Genomic DNA, 16,786 nt, shown 5'->3' on the forward strand with positions numbered 1-16,786 from the left:
AACCGGTTCGGGCCGACCCGCCCCGCGCCCGTACCCTTCTCCGCATGATCCTGCGGATGTCCAGCCTGTTCGTGCGCACGCTGCGTGACGACCCCGCGGACGCCGAGGTCCCGAGCCACCGCCTGTTGGTCCGCGCGGGCTACATCCGCCGCGCAGCGCCCGGGATCTACACCTGGCTGCCCCTGGGGCTGCGGGTGCTGCGCAAGATCGAGGACATCGTCCGCGAGGAGATGGACGCCATCGGCGGGCAGGAGCTGCTGTTCCCGGCGCTGCTGCCCCGCGAGCCCTACGAGGCGAGCGGCCGCTGGACGGAGTACGGCGACGGGATCTTCCGGCTCAAGGACCGCAAGGAGGCCGACTACCTGCTCGGCCCCACCCACGAGGAGATGTTCACCCTCGTGGTCAAGGACCTGTACTCCTCCTACAAGGACCTGCCCCTGGTGATCTACCAGATCCAGACCAAGTACCGCGACGAGGCGCGGCCCCGCGCCGGGCTGCTGCGCGGGCGGGAGTTCCGGATGAAGGACTCCTACTCCTTCGACGTCGACGACGCCGGGCTCGAGGAGAGCTACCAGAGGCACCGCGACGCCTACCGGCGCATCTTCGACAAGCTCGGGTTCGAGTACGTCATCGTCCAGGCCGAGGCCGGCGCGATGGGCGGCTCGAAGTCCGAGGAGTTCCTGGCCAAGGCCGCGGTCGGCGAGGACACCTACGTCCGCTGCACGCGCTGCGACTACGCCGCGAACGTCGAGGCGGTCGAGACGCCCGCCCCCGCGCCCACGCCGTACGACGACCTGCCCGCGGCCCACGCCGAGCAGACGCCCGACACCCCGACCATCGACACCCTGGTCGACCACCTCAACGAGGCCTACCCGCGCGCCGACCGGCCCTGGGCCGCCTCGGACACGCTCAAGAACGTCGTCTTCACGGTGCGCCACCCCGACGGCACCACCGAGGCGATCGCCATCGGGCTGCCCGGCGACCGCGACGTCGACGCCAAGCGGCTGGAGAGCAAGCTCGGCGAGGGCGTGGTCTTCGAGCCCATGTCCGAGGCCGAGTTCGCGGCCCGGCCCTCGCTGGCCAAGGGCTACATCGGCCCCGGCGCGCTGGGGGAGAAGAAGGAGGCCGGCATCCGCTACCTCCTCGACCCCCGCGTGGTCTCGGGCACCGCCTGGGTGACCGGCGCCGACGTCAGCGGCTCGCACGTGCTCGACCTGGTCGCGGGTCGCGACTTCGACGGCGACGGGACCATCGACGTCGGCGACGTCCGCGACGGCGACCCCTGCCCGGTCTGCGGCGACACCGACGGCGGCGTCCTGGAGTCGGCGCGCGGCATCGAGATGGGCCACATCTTCCAGCTCGGCCGCAAGTACGCCGACGCCCTCGACCTGCAGGTCCTCGACGAGAACGGCAAGCTCGTCACCGTGACCATGGGCTCCTACGGCATCGGGCCCTCGCGCGCGGTCGCGGCCATCGCCGAGGGCACCCTCGACGAGCTCGGCCTCTGCTGGCCGCGCCACGTCGCGCCCGCCGACGTCCACCTCGTGGCCACCGGCAAGGACGAGGAGATCTTCGCCGCCGCCGACCGGATCGCCCGCGAGCTGGCCGACCAGGGCGTGGAGGTCCTCTACGACGACCGCCCCAAGGTCAGCCCCGGCGTGAAGTTCAAGGACGCCGAGCTCATCGGTGTGCCCACCATCATGGTCGTCGGCCGCAACCTGGCCGAGGGCACCGTCGAGGTCCGCGACCGGGCCAGCGGCGAGCGCGAGGACGTGGCCGTCGACGGCGTCGTCGACCACGTGGTCCGGCTGGTCAAGGCGTGAGCGCCCTGCGCCGGACCGCAGCGGCCGCCGTCGCGGCCCTGGTGGTCGCAGGGCTGACGACCGTGGACGCGCCGGCGCGGGCGGCCGAGCCGCAGACGGTGCGCTTCTCCTACACCGGCGCCGAGCAGCAGTGGGTCGTGCCGGCCGGGGTCACCGCGGTCCAGGTCGTGGCCACGGGCGCCGCGGGCGGCGGGCCTGGCGGCGGGCTCGGGGCCACCGCGGCGGCCACCGTCCCGGTGACGCCGGGGGCGGTGCTGTACGTCGAGGTCGGCGGCGCCGGGACGTCTGTTGCCGGTGGTTTCAACGGCGGCGGCAGCAGCAGTGCGCCCTCGGGCGGCCAGCGCGGTGCCGGCGGCGGCGGGGCCAGCGACGTCCGGACCGTGCCGCGTCTGCAGGGTGGCGCGAGCCTGCCGTCGCGGCTGGTGGTGGCGGCCGGTGGCGGCGGCGCGGGCGGAGGCTCGGCGTTCAACGGCGGCGCGGGTGGCGCCGGGAACGTCGACGGGGGTGGAGCGGGCGCGTCCGGCGCGCCCGGGATCAACGGCGCCGTCCCCGGTGGCGGCGCGAGCCAGGTCACCGGCGGCCCGGGCGGTGGCTCCGGTGGCTCCGGCCAGCTCGGCACCGGCGGGGCCGGTGGCCCCGGCGGTGACGCGGGCGGCGGCGGTGGCGGCGGGCTCTACGGGGGCGGTGGCGGCGCCGGGGGAGCCCCGGCCGCCGGCGGTGGCGGCGGCTCGAGCGGGTTCGCGGTCGGCGCCAGTCGACTGCTGGTCACCGGCGCCACGGGTCCCGCGTCGGTGTCGATCACCTGGACGCCGCCCACGACCGTGCCCGAGACGACCCTCGGCAAGGCGCCGGGTCGCAAGGTGACGACCCACCAGCGCAAGGCCAAGGTCAAGGTGAGCTTCGGGTCCCCGAACCCCGGTGCGACCTACGAGTGCAGCCTGGACGCCAAGCCCTTCGCGCCCTGCGCCTCGCCCGCGAAGCTCAGGGTGAAGAAGGGCCGGCACACCTTCGCGGTGCGTGCGGTCCTGGCCGGGGTGTCAGACCCCACCCCGGCGACCGTCCGCTTCGAGGTGCGCAGGAAGAAGCGGCACTGAGCTCAGCCCTTCCAGGAGGGCGTGGAGGGCGGCGCGGACCTCGGCCGTCGCGCTGGCCGGGTCGGCCGCGCTCGCGGCGTAGAGCGTGCCCTCCTCGAGCGCGCCCACCAGCAGGTGGGCGAGCGGGCGGACCGGCTGGGGCGGGTAGACGCCGACCTCGATGAGCGCCGCCACCGCGCCCTCGACCAGCCCGACGGCGTACCTCCGACCGATCTCGCGCCACCGCTCCCAGCCCAGCGCGGCGGGGGCGTCCAGCAGGACGATGCGCTGGACGGCCGGATCCAGGGCGGCGGCCAGCCAGCCGTCCACCCCCGCGCGCACGGCGGCCAGCGGGTCGCTCGCGAAGAGCTCGGCGAAGGCCACGTCGACGCGCTCGACCAGCTCGGCCTCGACCTCCTCGAAGACGGCCGCGAAGAGCCCGAGCTTGCCGTCGAACTGGTGGTAGAGCGCCCCGCGGGTGACGCCCGCGGCCCGGGCGAGCTCGTCGGTGCCGACGGCGGCGTACCCCCGCTCGGCGAAGAGCGGGCGCGCGGCGTCGAGCAGGGCGGCGCGGGTCGCCGCCGACCGCTCGGCCTGGGTGCGCTTGCTTTCCATACAGCCTGTCCGTAAGTTGCGTACAACGTGTACGCAACATAGCGGAGGACGAGATGGTCACGGAGACGACACGCGAGCGGGTCGAGCTGGTCGCCGGTCCGCTGGAGTACCGCGCCGCCGGTCCTGAGGACGGCCGGCCGGTGGTCTTCGTGCACGGCTTCCTGGTCGACGACACGCTCTGGTCCGACGTGCCCGAGCGCCTGGCCGCCGCCGGCTACCGGACCTACGCGCCGACCTGGCCCCTGGCCTCGCACCGCCTGCCGATGGTCGCCGACGCCGACCTGTCGCCGCGCGGGCTGGCCCGGCTGGTGCTGGCCTTCCTCGAGGCGCTGGACCTCCACGACGTGGTGCTGGTCGGCAGCGACACCGGGGGCGGGGTCAGCCAGCTGGTGCTGAGCGAGGACCCGGCCCGGGTCGGCGCGCTGGTGCTGACCAACTGCGACGCCTTCGACACCTTCCCGCCGTTCCCGTTCACCTGGCTTTTCCGCCTTGCCCGGCACCCGGCCGCGATGCGCGCCGTGCTCGGCGCGACTCGCGTCGCGGCGGTGCGCAACAGCAAGCTGGGGTTCGGCTGGCTGGTCCGCCGGCGGCTGGCGCCCGAGGAGAGCCGCGGCTGGGTGCAGCCCTACCTCACCGACGCCGGCGTACGCCGGGACGTGGCGTCGTTCGCGCGGGCGTGGACCGGCCGGGAGCTGGTCGGCTCGGGGGAGTGGCTCGGTCGCTGGGCGCGGCCGGTGCTGCTGGCCTGGGCGCCGGGCGACCCGTTCTTCACCGACGCGCTCCGGGACCGGCTGCTCGCGGCGTTCCCGGACGCCACGCTGGTCGAGTTCCCCGGCGCCCGGACCTTCGTGGCCCTGGACCAGCCCGAGCGGCTGGCCGGCGAGATCGCCGGGTGGCTCAGCGCCCGGTGACCTCGTCGAGCTCGGCGAGGTCCTCGGCGCTCGGCTCCCACCGCAGCGCGGCGGCGTTGGTGCGGACCTGCTCGGGACGGGTCGCGCCGGAGATGACCGAGGAGACCGCCGGCTGGGCGGCCAGCCCGGCGATGGCCACGTCGAGGACGCTGAGGTCGCGCGCGGCGGCGTACTCCTCGACGGCCTCGATCCGGTCCCAGTCCGCCTCGCGCAGCCAGGCGCTGCGGTCGGGGTCGAGGGCGGCGCGGGAGCCCTCGGGCGCGTCCTGGCCGCGGCGGTACTTGCCGGTGAGCAGGCCGTACTCCAGCGGGAAGAACGGCAGGATCCCGAGGCCGAACCGCTCGCAGGCGGGGGTCACCTCGGCCTCGACGGTGCGGTCGAGGAGCGAGTAGCGGTTCTGGACCGACACGAACGGCGTGAGCCCGCCCGAGCTCGCGGTCCAGGCGGCGTCGGCGACCTGCCAGCCGTCGAAGTTGGAGCAGCCGACGTAGAGCACCTTGCCCTCGCGGACCAGGTCGTCGAGGGCCGACAGCGTCTCCTCCAGCGGCGTGACCGCGTCGTGCTGGTGGAGCTGGTAGAGGTCGAGGTGGTCGGTCTGGAGCCGCCGCAGGCTGGCCTCGACCGCGCGCCGGACGTAGCGCCGCGAGCCGCGCACGCCGTGGTCGGCACCGTTGGTGCCCTGCATGTCCATGCCGAACTTGGTGGCCAGCACGAACCGGTCGCGCCGGCCCAGGAGCGCCTCGCCCAGCAGCGTCTCGCTCTCACCGGGTCGGCTGCCGTAGATGTCCGCGGTGTCGAGCAGGGTGACGCCGACGTCCTCGGCCGCGTCCAGGATCGCCGCGACGCCGTCGGGGTCCACCCGGCGCCCGAACGCGTTGCAGCCGATCCCGACCGCGCTCACCATCAACCCCGACTCGCCCAGCGGGCGGTGCGTCATGTCCACGCCCACGAATCTAGGCCGGTCGGTGGCCGGCCCTACATTGCGGGCCATGCCGATCGACGCCGTGATCTTCGACTGGGGCGGCACGCTGACCGCCTGGCACGACATCGACTTCCACGCGGAGTCGCTGGCCCTGGCCCAGGCGGTGGTGGGCGCCGACCACGACGTCGAGGTCTCCCGTGAGCGCCTGCACGTTGCGGGGTCGCTGATCTGGGGCCGCTCGCGCGACCACCAGCAGAGCGCCACGGTCGCGGACCTGTTCACCGAGGCCGGGCTCGAGCACGACCCCGAGCTGCTCACGGCGTACTGGGAGTTCTGGGAGCCGCACACCCTCACCGACCCGGCCGTGCGACCCACCTGGGAGGCGCTCAGGGCCGACGGCATCAGGGTGGGGGTGCTCTCCAACACCATCTGGCCGCGGGCGTGGCACGAGCGGATCTTCGCGCGCGACGGCGTCCTGGACCTGCTCGACGGCGATGTCTACACCAGCGAGATCGCGTGGACCAAACCCTCCGAGCACGCCTTCCGCGCGGCCATGGACGCGGTCGGGGTGAGCGACCCGGGCCGGTGCGTGTACGTCGGCGACCGGCTCTTCGACGACGTGTGGGGCGCCCAGAACGCCGGCCTGCGCGCCGTGCACCTGCCGCACAGCACCATCCCGCCCGAGCAGGTCGGCCACACCGAGGGTGAGCCCGACGCGGTCATCCAGGGCGTCGACGAGCTGCCGGAGGTGGTCCGGCACTGGGGCTGACCGTGCCGGGCCACTTCTGCAAGAACATGCAATGCGAGTTTGTGCACCTGCTGCGGTGTCGCGCTCCGGCTCGCAGTCGCGCAGAGTGGTGCTCAGGACGACGGCGGGAACTCGGGTTCTCGCTTCAGCGGTCCGCGTACTCGTCGGCTCCGGGGAATGTCTCGGGAGTTCCCCGGAACGACAAGGCGCGGACCGCTGCGTCGTCCAGGAGGCCGATCGCCTCGACCCGGCGCTCGCCGGTCGTCTCGCCCACCAGGGCCGCGTAGGTCTCCGCGCACGCCTGCTCCAGGGCCAGCGCCGCGGCGTACCTGCCGTCGGTGGTGTCCAGCCCCGGCGGCGGGGTGTACGCCGGCGCGGCGGGCTGGGGGTGCCGCCCAGGGCCGCGATCTCGCCGATGAGGGTGTCGCGGCGCGCGCGGTGGGCGTCGTACGCCGCGCGCAGGGCGGTGTAGAGGTCCGCCTCGGCCGTCTGCGAGGTCCGCGAGCCGAGCAGGCCGTAGACCCACACGGCGGCGTGCTCGGCGGCCAGCGTCATCTGGAGGGCGTCGAGCTCGCTCGCGCCGGCGCTCACGCCGGCACCGCCTCGAGGCTCGTGAGGTGCTGGGCGGTCGAGGCCGACATCGAGGCCAGCAGCCTGGCCAGGGCGCCGCTCTCGGCCCGGCCGGCGGCGTCGGCCAGGAACGCCTGGAGCGCCCGCTCGCTCTGGCGCACCACGCGCAGGCCGCCGGCCGCGGTGGCCGTCGCGTCCGGCTCGGCCTCGAGCGCGGCGACGTGGGCGCGGTGGGCCTTGAGGACCGGGGTGACCGCGGCCCGCAGGGCCGGTGTCCGGCGGGCGCCGGCGAGCACGCCGATCGCGCCGCCCAGCTGGGCCAGGACCTCGTCGACCAGGGTCTCGTCGGCGGACGCGGCCGGTTCCGAGGAGCTCGCGGAGGCCATCGGCGAGGGGCTGGTCGAGGCCGCACCGTTCGCCGCGGGCGGTGTGATGTCGTCGCCGCTGTCGCACCCGGCCGCGAGCACCGTCGCGGCCAGGCCGGCCGCCCCGGTCACCACCGCGCGGCGACGGAGGAGCGGCTGGTCGGGCACGCGCTGAGGTTAGCCGGGTCCGCGGCGACGTCCGCTAACGTGGACAGGGACACCAGCACCGCACACGCACCGCACAACAGCACACAGGAGGTCGCCGCCGTGGCCAGCGCGCAGGACACCGTCCCCGCCCGCATCGAGCAGGCGCTCGCGACCCCTCTGGCTGCCCTCGGGCTGGACGTCGAGGCGGTCGAGCTGACGCCGGCCGGCAAGCGCCGGGTGCTGCGGATCGCCGTCGACGGCGACGACGGGGTGACCCTCGACCACGTCGCCGACGCCACCCGCACGATCTCCGAGGTGCTCGACGCCAGCGACGTCATGGGCGAGCAGGCCTACACGCTCGAGGTGACCTCCCGCGGCGTCGACCGCCCGCTGACCCTGCCCCGGCACTGGCGTCGCAACGCCGACCGGCTGGTCAAGGTCACCACCACCGACGGCCAGAGCGTGACCGGGCGGATCGTCGGCTCCGACGAGAGCGCCGCGACCCTGGACGTCGACGGCACCTCGCGCGCGGTGGCCTACGCGGACGTGAGCAAGGCGCTGGTCCAGATCGAGTTCAACCGCAAGACCGCCGACGAGCCGGACGACGAGCCCGACGACGGCTCGGTCGCGGCAGACGAAGAGGACTGACCATGGACATCGACCTCACCATCCTGCGGAGCCTGGAGCGCGAGAAGGAGATCTCCTTCGACGTGCTCGTGGAGGCCATCGAGCAGGCCCTCCTGACGGCGTACCAGAAGACGCCGGGCGCGGCCGAGCAGGCCCGCGTGGTCCTGGACCGCAAGTCGGGCCACGTCACGGTGCTGGCCGCCGAGCTCGACGAGGAGGGCGCGAAGGTCGGCGAGTTCGACGACACCCCCGAGGGGTTCGGCCGGATTGCCGCGACGACCGCGAAGCAGATCATGCTGCAGCGGCTGCGCGACGCCGAGGACGACATCCGGTTCGGCGAGTTCTCCGGGAAGGAGGGCGACATCATCTCCGGTGTCATCCAGCAGGGCCGCAACCCCGACGACGTCCTCGTCGACCTGGGCAAGCTCGAGGCGATGCTGCCGGTGGCCGAGCGGGTGCCGGGCGAGACCTACCAGCACGGCACGCGGATCAAGTGCCTGGTCTTCTCGGTGCGCAAGGGGATGCGCGGCCCGCAGATCACGCTGTCGCGCAGCCACCCCAACCTGGTCAAGAAGCTGTTCGCGCTCGAGGTGCCCGAGATCGCCGACGGCACCGTGGAGATCGCCGCCATCGCCCGCGAGGCCGGCCACCGCACCAAGATCGCGGTGAAGTCCAACACCCCGGGCGTCAACGCCAAGGGCGCCTGCATCGGCCCGATGGGCCAGCGGGTCCGCAACGTGATGTCGGAGCTGCACGGCGAGAAGATCGACATCGTCGACTGGTCCGACGACCCGGCCGAGCTGGTGGCCCACGCGCTGTCGCCGGCCCGGGTCAACGCGGTCGAGGTCGTCGACCTCGAGGCCCGCTCGGCGCGCGTCATCGTGCCCGACTTCCAGCTCTCGCTGGCCATCGGCAAGGAGGGCCAGAACGCCCGCCTCGCCGCCCGCCTCACCGGCTGGCGCATCGACATCCGGTCCGACGAGGCGCCCGTCGAGGCCTGAGTCGTGCACGTCACGGGGGACGGTCCGACCGGCGTGCTGGTGCTCTCGGGCTCCAGCGGCCGGGTCGAGTCCGCCCGCTGCGACGTGCTGGCCTCCGCGTTCGGCGCCACCGCGGCGTCGTACCGCTGGTTCGGCGAGAGCGTCGACCGCGTCCCCCTCGAGTCGTTCGAGGAGCCGCTGTCGGCGCTGCACGAGCGCTGCGGGCGGCTGGTGGTGCTGGGCACGTCCAAGGGCGCCGAGGCCGCGCTGCTGCTGGGCGCGCTGCACCCCGAGATCGACGCCGTGGTCGCGGTCTCCGGGCCCGACGTGGTCTGGGCGGCGCTGAGCCAGGAGCGACCGCAGCGCTCGTCGTTCACCCGCGGCGGGGAGCCGCTCTCCTTCGTGCCGTACGACGACGGGTGGTCCCGGACACCGACCCGGTCGAGTTCGTGGGGATGTACGAGCAGTCCCTGGAGACCCACGCCGACCGCGTGCCCGCCGCCCGCATCCCCGTGGAGCGCATCGACGGCGAGGTGCTGCTCGTGGCCGGCGGCGACGACCGGCTCTGGCCGTCGTGCGACTTCGCCGAGCACATCGTGGACCGCCGGGCCGCGGCCGGGCGCCGCACCGAGCTGGTCACCCACCCCCGCGCCGGTCACCGGGTCGTGCTGCCGGGGGAGCAGCCGGCCCCGCCGTCGCACCTGGTCCACGGCGGCACGCCCGAGGCCGACGCCGCCCTCGGCGCGCTGGTCTGGCCGCACCTCGAGGAGCTGCTCGCCGCCTGAGCCGCCCCCGCCCGCCGCTTGTAACGCTCAGTTACGGGATCTTCCGACCCGTTCGAACGGGTCGGAAGATCCCGTAACTGAGCGTTACAAGCGGGAGGCGGGCGCGGCGGTCGGCTCGAGGCAGACGGCCGGGAGGTCGAACCAGCGCAGGTGCTCGAAGTCCTCGCTGACCCGCTCCGAGCCGTCGTCCTCGATCTCGGGCAGCGACGCGAACAGCGCCTCGGCCTCGGCGAGGTGACCGGCCAGCGCGGACTCGGGCGCGGTGTCGTGGCGACGCGGGTAGGTCAGCACGCCGTCCTCGTCGTAGGAGAGGTGGGTGAGGCGCAGCGGGGGCTCGACCGGGCCCGCGCGGTGCTGCCAGAGGCCGGTGGCGGGGTCGAAGGCGTACTGCGGCGCGAGCCGGTGGCCGTGGTCGGCGACGAGCGCGACCGCGCGCACGACGTACTCGAAGACCGCCTCGCTGAGGAAGTAGTTGAAGTTGATGCGGACCCAGCCCGGCTTGATGCCCTCGCAGCCGCCGGCGATCTCGCGCTCGAACTCGTGCGAACGGTCCAGGTCGATGCCGAGCAGCCGGTGGCCGTAGGGGCCGGCGCACGAGCAGCCGCCGCGGCTCTGGATGCCGAACAGGTCGTTGAGGACCGAGACCACCAGGTTGTGGTGGAGGTACCGGCCGCCGGGGCGGCGGATCACGAAGGAGACGATCGAGAGCCGCTCGGCGTCCGGGTTGCCGAGCACCTCGATGGCCGGGTGGTCGGCCCACGCGGTGACCGCGCGGCGCAGGAAGTCCTCCTCGTGCGCGCGGATCGTCGCCACGCCGACCGCGTCCTTGAGCGCGAAGACCAGCCCGGCGCGGATCGACTCCACGATGGCCGGGGTGCCGCCCTCCTCCCGGTGGGCGGGGTCGGTGACGTAGCGGTGCTCGGTCGGGTTGACGTAGGACACCGTCCCGCCGCCGACCACGTCGGGCACCGAGTTGGTCAGCAGCCGTCGGCTCACGGCCAGGACGCCGGGCGTCCCGGGGCCTCCGATGAACTTGTGAGGGGGAGAGGAACACCGCGTCCTTGCGGGCCAGCGGGTCGCCGGGCGGATTCATCTCGATCTCGACGTACGGCGCGCAGGCGGCGAAGTCCCACAGGGCCAGCGCGCCGTGCTCGTGCAGGAGCCGGGTGATGGCGTGGGTGTCGGTGACGATCCCGGTGACGTTGGAGGCGGCCGAGAACGCGCCGACCTTGAGCGGGCGGTCGGCGTACCGCTCCAGCTCGGCGGCCAGCTGCGCCTGGTCCACGTGCCCGTCGGCGTCCTCGTGGATGGTGACCACGTCGGCCAGGGACTCGCGCCAGGGCAGCTCGTTGGAGTGGTGCTCGTAGGGGCCGATGAAGACGACCGGTCGCTCGTGCGGCGCGATCGCGGCCGAGAGGCGGTGGCGCCGGTCCAGGTCGGCGGGCAGCCGGATCCCGAGGATCCCGACCAGCTTGTCGATGGCGGCGGTCGTCCCGCTGCCGCAGAAGATCACCACGGTGTCGTCGTCGCCGCCCACGGACCGGTGGATCTGCGCCCGCGCGTCCTCGCGCAGCCGGGTCGTCTGCAGCCCGGTGCCGCTGCTCTCGGTGTGGGTGTTGGCGTAGCGCGGCAGCACCTCGTCGCGGATGAAGTCCTCGATGAAGGACAGCGCCCGCCCGCTCGCGGTGTAGTCGGCGTAGGTCACCCGCCGCGGGCCGAACGGCCCGTGCATCAGCTGGTCGTCGCCGATCACCGACTCGCGGACCCGCCGCAGGATCGGGGGGTCCTCGAGGGCAGGGTCACGCGGTGGAACTGCACCCATGCGCCGGACCCTAGCCCTCCCGGGACGGCGGGCCGTAGCTCGTGCAGACCCAGCCGTCGGCGTCGACGACCAGCTCGACGGTGTCGCAGTTGTCCAGCGGTGCGCGCTCGACGTCCATCCGGGCCAGCACCGGCACCCCGATCCGGATGATCCCGCCGTGGGCGACGACGAGCGAGGTCTCGCCCGGGCGGGCCCCGGCCACCTCCCGCAGCACCGCGCCGAACCGGGCCGCGACCTGGTGGCCGGTCTCGCCGCCGGGCACGCCGGGCTCGAGGTCGCCGGCCATCCAGCGGTCCCAGACCGCGACCCACTCCTCGACGCCGACGTGCTCCTCCAGCGAGCCGGACTCGACCTCGCGCAGGTCGATCCGGGTGGTGACCGCGACACCCAGCCGGGCCGCGACGATCTCGCCGGTCTGCACGGCGCGGGACAGGGTCGAGGTCCACACGTGGGTGATCCCGCGGTCGGCGAGCGAGTCCGCCAGCGCGGCCGCCTGACGCCGCCCGAGCTCGGTGAGCGAGCCGCCCTCGTCGTCCCACTCCGAGCGCTCGTACTCCGCCTCGCCGTGCCGGGCCACCACGACCGCCGTCCTCATGCGTCCGGTCCCCACCGGGTGCACGCCCACCCCTCGGCGTCGGCGGTCACCTCGACGGTGTCGCCGTTGCCGAGCCTCCGCTGCTCCACCAGCAGCCGGGCCGCGGCCGGGACCCCGAGGCCGATCGCGCCGCCGTGCGAGACCACCAGCACCGTCTCGCCCGGGTGGGCGTCGGCGACCTCGCGCAGGACGGCCGTCACGCGCTCGGCGATCTCCCGGCCGGTCTCGCCGCCGGGCACACGGGTGTCGACGCGGCCCTCGCGCCACCCGAGGTAGGTCTCGACGAACGGGTCCTCGGCGCGCGGCACGCCGGCGTGCTCGCCGACCCCGAACTCCCGCAGCCCCTCGCGGGTGGTCACCTCGACGCCGAGGACCGCGGCGGCCAGCTCGGCGGTCTGCACCGCGCGGGCCATCGTGCTGCACCAGACGTGGGCGATGCGCCGACCGCGCAGCGACTCGCCCAGCTGCGTCGCCTGCCGGCGGCCCAGGGCGGTGAGGCTGCCGCCGTGGTCGCCCCAGAGCGCGGACTCGTACGCCGCCTCGCCGTGCCGGGCGACGACCAGCGTGGTCGGGCACTGCAGCGCGCTCACGGTCGGGTCCCGGCGATCCGGTCCACGACGAGCCGTGGCACCAGGTGGTCGTCGTCGCCGGTGGACCAGTGCGGGAAGTCGAAGACGGCCAGCATCAGCTGGAGCGGGTACGTCGGGGGCCGGGCACAGCGGCGCAGCACGGTGCCGTCCACGGTGAAGACCGCCTCGTCGGCGTCCCAGTCCACGGCGTACACGTGCGGCTCGACCACGTCGATCGACACCCGCGGTGCGGCGAAGTCCTGGGTCAGGGCGGGGTCGCGGAAGGCCTTGATGCCCACGCCGACCTCCGCGGACGGCTCGTCGACGGGGCCGAGGTCGCGGCCGAACACCTCGAAGACGCAGAGCTCGCCGCACTGCTCCTGGGCCTCGTCGTCCTCGAACCCGCTCAGCCACAGCGCGGCCATCGAGCGCGGGGAGAGGTCCATGCGGGCCGACACCTCGACCCGCCCGGAGCGGGGGAGCCACCCCTCGAACCGCGCCTGCTCCTCGCGCACCACCTGTCCCTCGCGGAACCGCTGCTGGCCCCGGGTCGAGCCCGCCGGGCCGGACCAGCTGCCCGACTGCAGGCCGGACACCCGCAGCGGAGGGTCGTGGTCGCCCTCGCACCACAGCGGGTGCTCGGGCGGAATGTCGAGGACCAGCGCGGCGTTCTCCAACCGGTGGCTCGCGCGCGTCTGCGCCGCCGACGACCAGGCCGGCAGGTAGTTCGGGAGCCAGGTCTCGGGGTCGAGTCCGGGACCGGTGAAGCGGTCCTCGAACCACCCCGGTCCAGCGGGAGCGTCAGCAGCGCCGGCGGCCATGGGCCGACGGTAGTGCCGCCCGGTGGGTTCGGGGAACGACCGCAGGAGCGGTAGGGTTGACCCTTGGTGGCGAGCGAACCGGTCCGGACCTGTGTCGGATGTCGATCCCGAGCCGCCAAGCGTGAGCTGGTGCGGGTGACCGTCGGCTCGGATGCGCACGGCCGCCCGGCCGTCGTGCCCGATCCGCAGGGAACCGCACCCGGGCGGGGGGCGCACCTGCACCCCACGACCGAGTGCTACGAGCTCGCCGTGCGCAAGAAGGCCTTCGGCCGAGCCCTCCGTTGGAGTGGTCCGGGAGGGCTGGAGAGCGTGGCGGTGCGCGAGTACGTCACCGGCCCGCCGCACGCAGCACCGCACGAGACACAGACCGATCATCAGCGAGAAGAAGGCTGGAGCAGCAGCTCATGAGCACTCGATGAGTCACTCCCGATGAGTTTGCACCACCACTAGCGCTGCCAGCACCCGGACCGGGTCTGGTGGCCAGTCAAGGAGAAACGTGGCCAAGACCCGAGTTCACGAACTCGCGAAGAAGTACAACGTCGAGAGCAAGTTCGTTCTCGAGAAGCTCAAGGAGATGGGCGAGTTCGTCAAGTCGCCCTCTTCCACCGTCGAGCTCCCCGTCGAGAAGCGGTTCGAGAAGGAGTACGGCGAGCAGCTGAAGGCTGCCGCCACCTCCGCGCCCGCCGCCGAGGAGAAGCCGGCCGCCAAGAAGGCCGCGCCGGCGAAGAAGGCGGCCGCCCCGTCCGCTGACGAGCCCGCGGCCTCCAACGGCGCGTCGAACGGCACGTCGAACGGCGCCGTCGTCGTCGAGGCTCCGGCCGCCCCCGAGGCGACCTCCGCCCCGGCCGCGCCCGCGGCACCGACCGCGACGCCGCGCCCGCCGGGTGCCCCGTCGCGCCCCGAGCGCACCGAGACCCCGGAGCCGCCGGCCGAGCCGGAGGCTCCCGCCGCGTCGGCCTCGCCGTCGCCCTCGTCGACGGCTCCCAAGCCGCCGGCCCCGCGCCCGGTCGGCCGCCCCGGCTCCCCGCGCCCGGGCAACAACCCGTTCGCGTCCAGCCAGGGCATGGGCTCGCGCCCCGCGCCGCGTCCGCCGGCCGAGGCCGGCGCCGCCGACGGTGCCGAGGCGCAGCGTCCGCCGCGCCCGCCGGCCCCCGGTGGTCGTCCCGGCATGCCGCGCCCCAACCCGGCGATGATGCCCAAGTCCCCGGCCGCGTTCGGCGCCGGTCCCGGCGGCCGTGGTCCCGGTGGCCCCGGTCGCGGTGGCCCGGGTGGACCCGGTCGCCCCGGCGGCCCCGGTCGCCCCGGTGCTCCTGGCCGTGGCGGCCCCGGTGGCGGTGTCGGCGCGGGTGCGCCGGGTCGCCCCGGCGGCTTCGCCGGTCGCCCCGGTGGCGGTGGCCGTCCCGGTCAGCGTGGCCAGACCCAGGGTGCCTTCGGGCGTCCGGGCGGCCCGTCGCGCCGTGGCCGCAAGTCGAAGCGGGCGCGTCGTCAGGAGTTCGAGGCCATGCAGGCCCCGACGATCGGCGGCGTGCGCGTCCGCAAGGGCGACGGCGAGACCGTCCGCCTGCCGCGTGGCGCGAGCCTGACCGACTTCGCCGAGCGGATCGGCGTCGACGCCGCGCAGCTGGTGCAGATGCTGTTCAGCCTCGGTGAGATGGTCACGGCGACCGAGTCGGTCAACGACGCGGTGCTCGAGCTGCTCGGTGAGGAGCTCAACTACAACGTCGAGGTCGTCTCGCCCGAGGACGAGGACCGCGAGCTGCTCGAGTCCTTCGACATCGAGTTCGGCGAGGACGAGGGCGACGAGTCCGACCTGGTCCTGCGGCCCCCGGTCGTCACGGTCATGGGTCACGTCGACCACGGCAAGACCAAGCTGCTCGACGCGCTGCGCGACGCCAACGTGGTGGACAAAGAGGCCGGTGGCATCACCCAGCACATCGGCGCCTACCAGGTCACCGCGGACGTCGACGGCAACGAGCGGCGCATCACCTTCATCGACACCCCGGGTCACGAGGCGTTCACCGCCATGCGTGCCCGCGGCTCGCAGCAGTCCGACATCGCGGTCCTCGTGGTCGCGGCGGACGACGGCGTGATGCCGCAGACGGTCGAGGCGCTCAACCACGCCAAGGCCGCCGGGGTGCCGATCGTGGTGGCGGTCAACAAGATCGACAAGCCGGACGCCGACCCGACCAAGGTCCGCGGCCAGCTGACCGAGTACGGCCTGGTGCCCGAGGAGTACGGCGGCGACGCGATGTTCGTCGACGTCTCGGCCAAGTCGCACCTCAACCTCGACAAGCTGCTCGAGGCGATCGTGCTCACCGCCGACGCGTCGCTGGACCTGCGGGCCAACCCGACGCAGGACGCCCAGGGCATCGTGGTCGAGGCCCACCTCGACCGCGGTCGTGGTCCCGTGGCCACCGTCCTGGTCCAGCGCGGCACGCTGCGCGTGGGCGACTCGATCGTCGCCGGCGCCGGCTACGGCCGCGTGCGGGCGATGCTCGACGAGTACGGCCAGAACATCGAGGCGGCCGACCCTGGTCGTCCGGCGATGGTGCTCGGCCTCACGGCCGTGCCCGGTGCCGGTCAGACGTTCATCGTGGTCGAGGACGACCGGATGGCGCGTCAGATCGCCGAGAAGCGCGAGTCGCGCGAGCGGGCGGCCATGCAGGCCAAGCGTCGCGTGCGCCGCACCCTCGAGGACTTCATGGCCTCGATGGAGAAGGGCGCCGAGAACCAGGAGCTCAACCTGATCCTCAAGGGCGACGTCTCCGGTTCGGTCGAGGCGCTCGAGGACGCCCTGGCCCAGCTCGACGTGGGCGACGACGTGGGCATCCGCGTCATCGACCGCGGTGTCGGTGCGATCACCGAGACCAACGTCGACCTGGCCGCGGCCTCCGACGCGATCATCATCGGCTTCAACGTCCGCCCGCAGGGCAAGGCGACGGAGCTGGCCGAGCGCGAGGGCGTGGAGATCCGGTACTACTCGGTGATCTACCAGGCCATCGACGAGATCGAGGCGGCCCTCAAGGGCATGCTCAAGCCGGAGTACGAGGAGTCGACCCTCGGCCAGGCGGAGATCCGCGCGATCTTCCGCTCCAGCCGGATCGGCAACATCGCCGGCTGCATGGTCACCAGCGGGGTCATCCGCCGCAACGCCAAGGTGCGGGTGGTCCGCGACGGCAACGTCGTGGCCGACAACCTCGACCTGGCCTCTCTCAAGCGGGAGAAGGACGACGCCTCCGAGGTCCGCGAGGGCTTCGAGTGCGGTCTGGTCCTGCGCAACTTCCAGGACATCCGCGAGGGCGACGTCGTGGAGGCCTTCGAGATGCGCGAGATCCCGCGCGGCTGACCGCCGGTCACCCGCCCAGCACCACCACCAGAGCCGGCTCCGCCCCACCCCGGGGTGGGGCCGGCTC

General features: G+C 74.0%; 16 protein-coding genes and 2 pseudogenes. 9 read left to right on the forward strand and 9 right to left on the reverse strand.

Annotated features, from left to right (window positions below; genetic code table 11):
• Window positions 1–44 precede the first annotated feature (44 nt).
• Window positions 45–1,823, forward strand: coding sequence for a proline--tRNA ligase (locus tag G5V58_RS06210; protein WP_165229900.1), 1,779 nt, complete (start codon window positions 45–47; stop codon window positions 1,821–1,823).
• Window positions 1,820–2,917 carry a glycine-rich protein gene (locus G5V58_RS26335; RefSeq protein WP_165229903.1) on the forward strand — a complete coding sequence of 366 codons (1,098 nt, stop codon included), beginning with the start codon at window positions 1,820–1,822 and terminating at the stop codon, window positions 2,915–2,917. Before G5V58_RS06210 ends, G5V58_RS26335 begins: the two co-directional genes overlap by 4 nt.
• On the opposite strand, the gene G5V58_RS06220 is transcribed toward G5V58_RS26335, so the two are convergent.
• On the reverse strand, window positions 2,861–3,511 hold the full coding sequence (locus G5V58_RS06220) for a TetR/AcrR family transcriptional regulator (protein ID WP_165229906.1): 651 nt from the start codon (window positions 3,509–3,511) through the stop codon (window positions 2,861–2,863). The genes G5V58_RS26335 and G5V58_RS06220 overlap by 57 nt on opposite strands.
• Window positions 3,512–3,564: 53 nt before the next feature.
• On the opposite strand from G5V58_RS06220, the gene G5V58_RS06225 reads away from it, so the two are divergent.
• Window positions 3,565–4,422: an alpha/beta fold hydrolase gene (locus tag G5V58_RS06225; protein WP_165229909.1), complete on the forward strand. Its 858-nt coding sequence runs from the start codon at window positions 3,565–3,567 to the stop codon at window positions 4,420–4,422.
• Here the strand turns inward: G5V58_RS06225 and G5V58_RS06230 are convergent.
• Window positions 4,409–5,359 (reverse strand): aldo/keto reductase, encoded by a 951-nt coding sequence (locus tag G5V58_RS06230; RefSeq protein ID WP_165238711.1) that lies wholly within the window; start codon window positions 5,357–5,359, stop codon window positions 4,409–4,411. The genes G5V58_RS06225 and G5V58_RS06230 overlap by 14 nt on opposite strands.
• Before the next feature lie 52 nt (window positions 5,360–5,411).
• Between G5V58_RS06230 and G5V58_RS06235 the strand changes: the two genes are divergently transcribed.
• A complete protein-coding gene (locus tag G5V58_RS06235; protein WP_165229912.1) occupies window positions 5,412–6,113 on the forward strand; it encodes an HAD family hydrolase in 702 nt (233 codons plus the stop codon).
• Between the two features lie 124 nt (window positions 6,114–6,237).
• Here the strand turns inward: G5V58_RS06235 and G5V58_RS06240 are convergent.
• A pseudogene (locus G5V58_RS06240) lies at window positions 6,238–6,647 on the reverse strand (DUF4439 domain-containing protein).
• 32 nt (window positions 6,648–6,679) lie between these two features.
• A complete protein-coding gene (locus tag G5V58_RS06245; protein WP_165229918.1) occupies window positions 6,680–7,195 on the reverse strand; it encodes a hypothetical protein in 516 nt (171 codons plus the stop codon).
• Window positions 7,196–7,294: 99 nt separating this feature from the next.
• On the opposite strand from G5V58_RS06245, the gene rimP reads away from it, so the two are divergent.
• From rimP to G5V58_RS06260, 3 genes are all read left to right on the forward strand, one after another.
• Window positions 7,295–7,822 carry a ribosome maturation factor RimP gene (gene rimP / locus G5V58_RS06250; protein ID WP_165229921.1) on the forward strand — a complete coding sequence of 176 codons (528 nt, stop codon included), beginning with the start codon at window positions 7,295–7,297 and terminating at the stop codon, window positions 7,820–7,822.
• Window positions 7,823–7,824: 2 nt separating this feature from the next.
• On the forward strand, window positions 7,825–8,802 hold the full coding sequence (gene nusA / locus G5V58_RS06255; protein WP_165229924.1) for a transcription termination factor NusA: 978 nt from the start codon (window positions 7,825–7,827) through the stop codon (window positions 8,800–8,802).
• A 398-nt stretch (window positions 8,803–9,200) separates the two neighbouring features.
• Complete coding sequence (locus tag G5V58_RS06260) at window positions 9,201–9,566, forward strand: acyl-CoA thioester hydrolase/BAAT C-terminal domain-containing protein (protein WP_268991260.1); 366 nt, start codon at window positions 9,201–9,203, stop codon at window positions 9,564–9,566.
• 84 nt (window positions 9,567–9,650) lie between these two features.
• Here G5V58_RS06260 and G5V58_RS26340 read toward each other — a convergent pair whose 3' ends face one another.
• From G5V58_RS26340 to G5V58_RS06280, 5 genes and pseudogenes are all read right to left on the reverse strand, one after another.
• The gene (locus G5V58_RS26340; protein WP_268991261.1) at window positions 9,651–10,562 is read right to left on the reverse strand and encodes an aminotransferase class V-fold PLP-dependent enzyme; all 912 of its coding nucleotides are present in this window, start codon (window positions 10,560–10,562) and stop codon (window positions 9,651–9,653) included.
• Between the two features lie 154 nt (window positions 10,563–10,716).
• Window positions 10,717–11,388 (reverse strand): annotated as a pseudogene (locus G5V58_RS26345) (aminotransferase class V-fold PLP-dependent enzyme); the annotation flags it as partial.
• A 10-nt stretch (window positions 11,389–11,398) separates the two neighbouring features.
• Window positions 11,399–11,983, reverse strand: a complete 585-nt coding sequence (locus tag G5V58_RS06270) for a histidine phosphatase family protein (protein ID WP_165229927.1) — start codon at window positions 11,981–11,983, stop codon at window positions 11,399–11,401.
• Window positions 11,980–12,573, reverse strand: a complete 594-nt coding sequence (locus tag G5V58_RS06275; RefSeq protein ID WP_165229930.1) for a histidine phosphatase family protein — start codon at window positions 12,571–12,573, stop codon at window positions 11,980–11,982. The genes G5V58_RS06270 and G5V58_RS06275 overlap by 4 nt, the downstream gene beginning before the upstream one ends.
• Window positions 12,570–13,373, reverse strand: coding sequence for a glycoside hydrolase family 16 protein (locus G5V58_RS06280; RefSeq protein WP_165229933.1), 804 nt, complete (start codon window positions 13,371–13,373; stop codon window positions 12,570–12,572). Before G5V58_RS06280 ends, G5V58_RS06275 begins: the two co-directional genes overlap by 4 nt.
• Window positions 13,374–13,502: 129 nt before the next feature.
• Between G5V58_RS06280 and G5V58_RS06285 the strand changes: the two genes are divergently transcribed.
• Together G5V58_RS06285 and infB are read left to right on the forward strand one after the other, a co-directional pair.
• Window positions 13,503–13,781 (forward strand): YlxR family protein, encoded by a 279-nt coding sequence (locus G5V58_RS06285; protein WP_230487127.1) that lies wholly within the window; start codon window positions 13,503–13,505, stop codon window positions 13,779–13,781.
• A gap of 88 nt (window positions 13,782–13,869) precedes the next feature.
• The gene (gene infB, locus G5V58_RS06290; protein ID WP_165229939.1) at window positions 13,870–16,719 is read left to right on the forward strand and encodes a translation initiation factor IF-2; all 2,850 of its coding nucleotides are present in this window, start codon (window positions 13,870–13,872) and stop codon (window positions 16,717–16,719) included.
• Window positions 16,720–16,786: the final 67 nt, after the last annotated feature.

Origin of the sequence: Nocardioides anomalus (genome assembly GCF_011046535.1) — a bacterium.
GTDB classification, from domain to species: Bacteria; Actinomycetota; Actinomycetes; order Propionibacteriales; family Nocardioidaceae; genus Nocardioides; species Nocardioides anomalus.

What these genes read in the sequence shown, in the direction of transcription:
- G5V58_RS06235 (WP_165229912.1), top strand. Translation starts at nt 5,412, where the DNA reads ATGCCGATCGACGCCGTGATCTTCGACTGGGGCGGCACGCTGACCGCC.
- nusA (WP_165229924.1), top strand. Translation starts at nt 7,825, where the DNA reads ATGGACATCGACCTCACCATCCTGCGGAGCCTGGAGCGCGAGAAGGAG.
- G5V58_RS06225 (WP_165229909.1), top strand. Translation starts at nt 3,565, where the DNA reads ATGGTCACGGAGACGACACGCGAGCGGGTCGAGCTGGTCGCCGGTCCG.
- G5V58_RS06280 (WP_165229933.1), bottom strand. Translation starts at nt 13,373, where the DNA reads ATGGCCGCCGGCGCTGCTGACGCTCCCGCTGGACCGGGGTGGTTCGAG.
- G5V58_RS06270 (WP_165229927.1), bottom strand. Translation starts at nt 11,983, where the DNA reads ATGAGGACGGCGGTCGTGGTGGCCCGGCACGGCGAGGCGGAGTACGAG.
- G5V58_RS06230 (WP_165238711.1), bottom strand. Translation starts at nt 5,359, where the DNA reads ATGACGCACCGCCCGCTGGGCGAGTCGGGGTTGATGGTGAGCGCGGTC.
- G5V58_RS06220 (WP_165229906.1), bottom strand. Translation starts at nt 3,511, where the DNA reads ATGGAAAGCAAGCGCACCCAGGCCGAGCGGTCGGCGGCGACCCGCGCC.
- G5V58_RS06210 (WP_165229900.1), top strand. Translation starts at nt 45, where the DNA reads ATGATCCTGCGGATGTCCAGCCTGTTCGTGCGCACGCTGCGTGACGAC.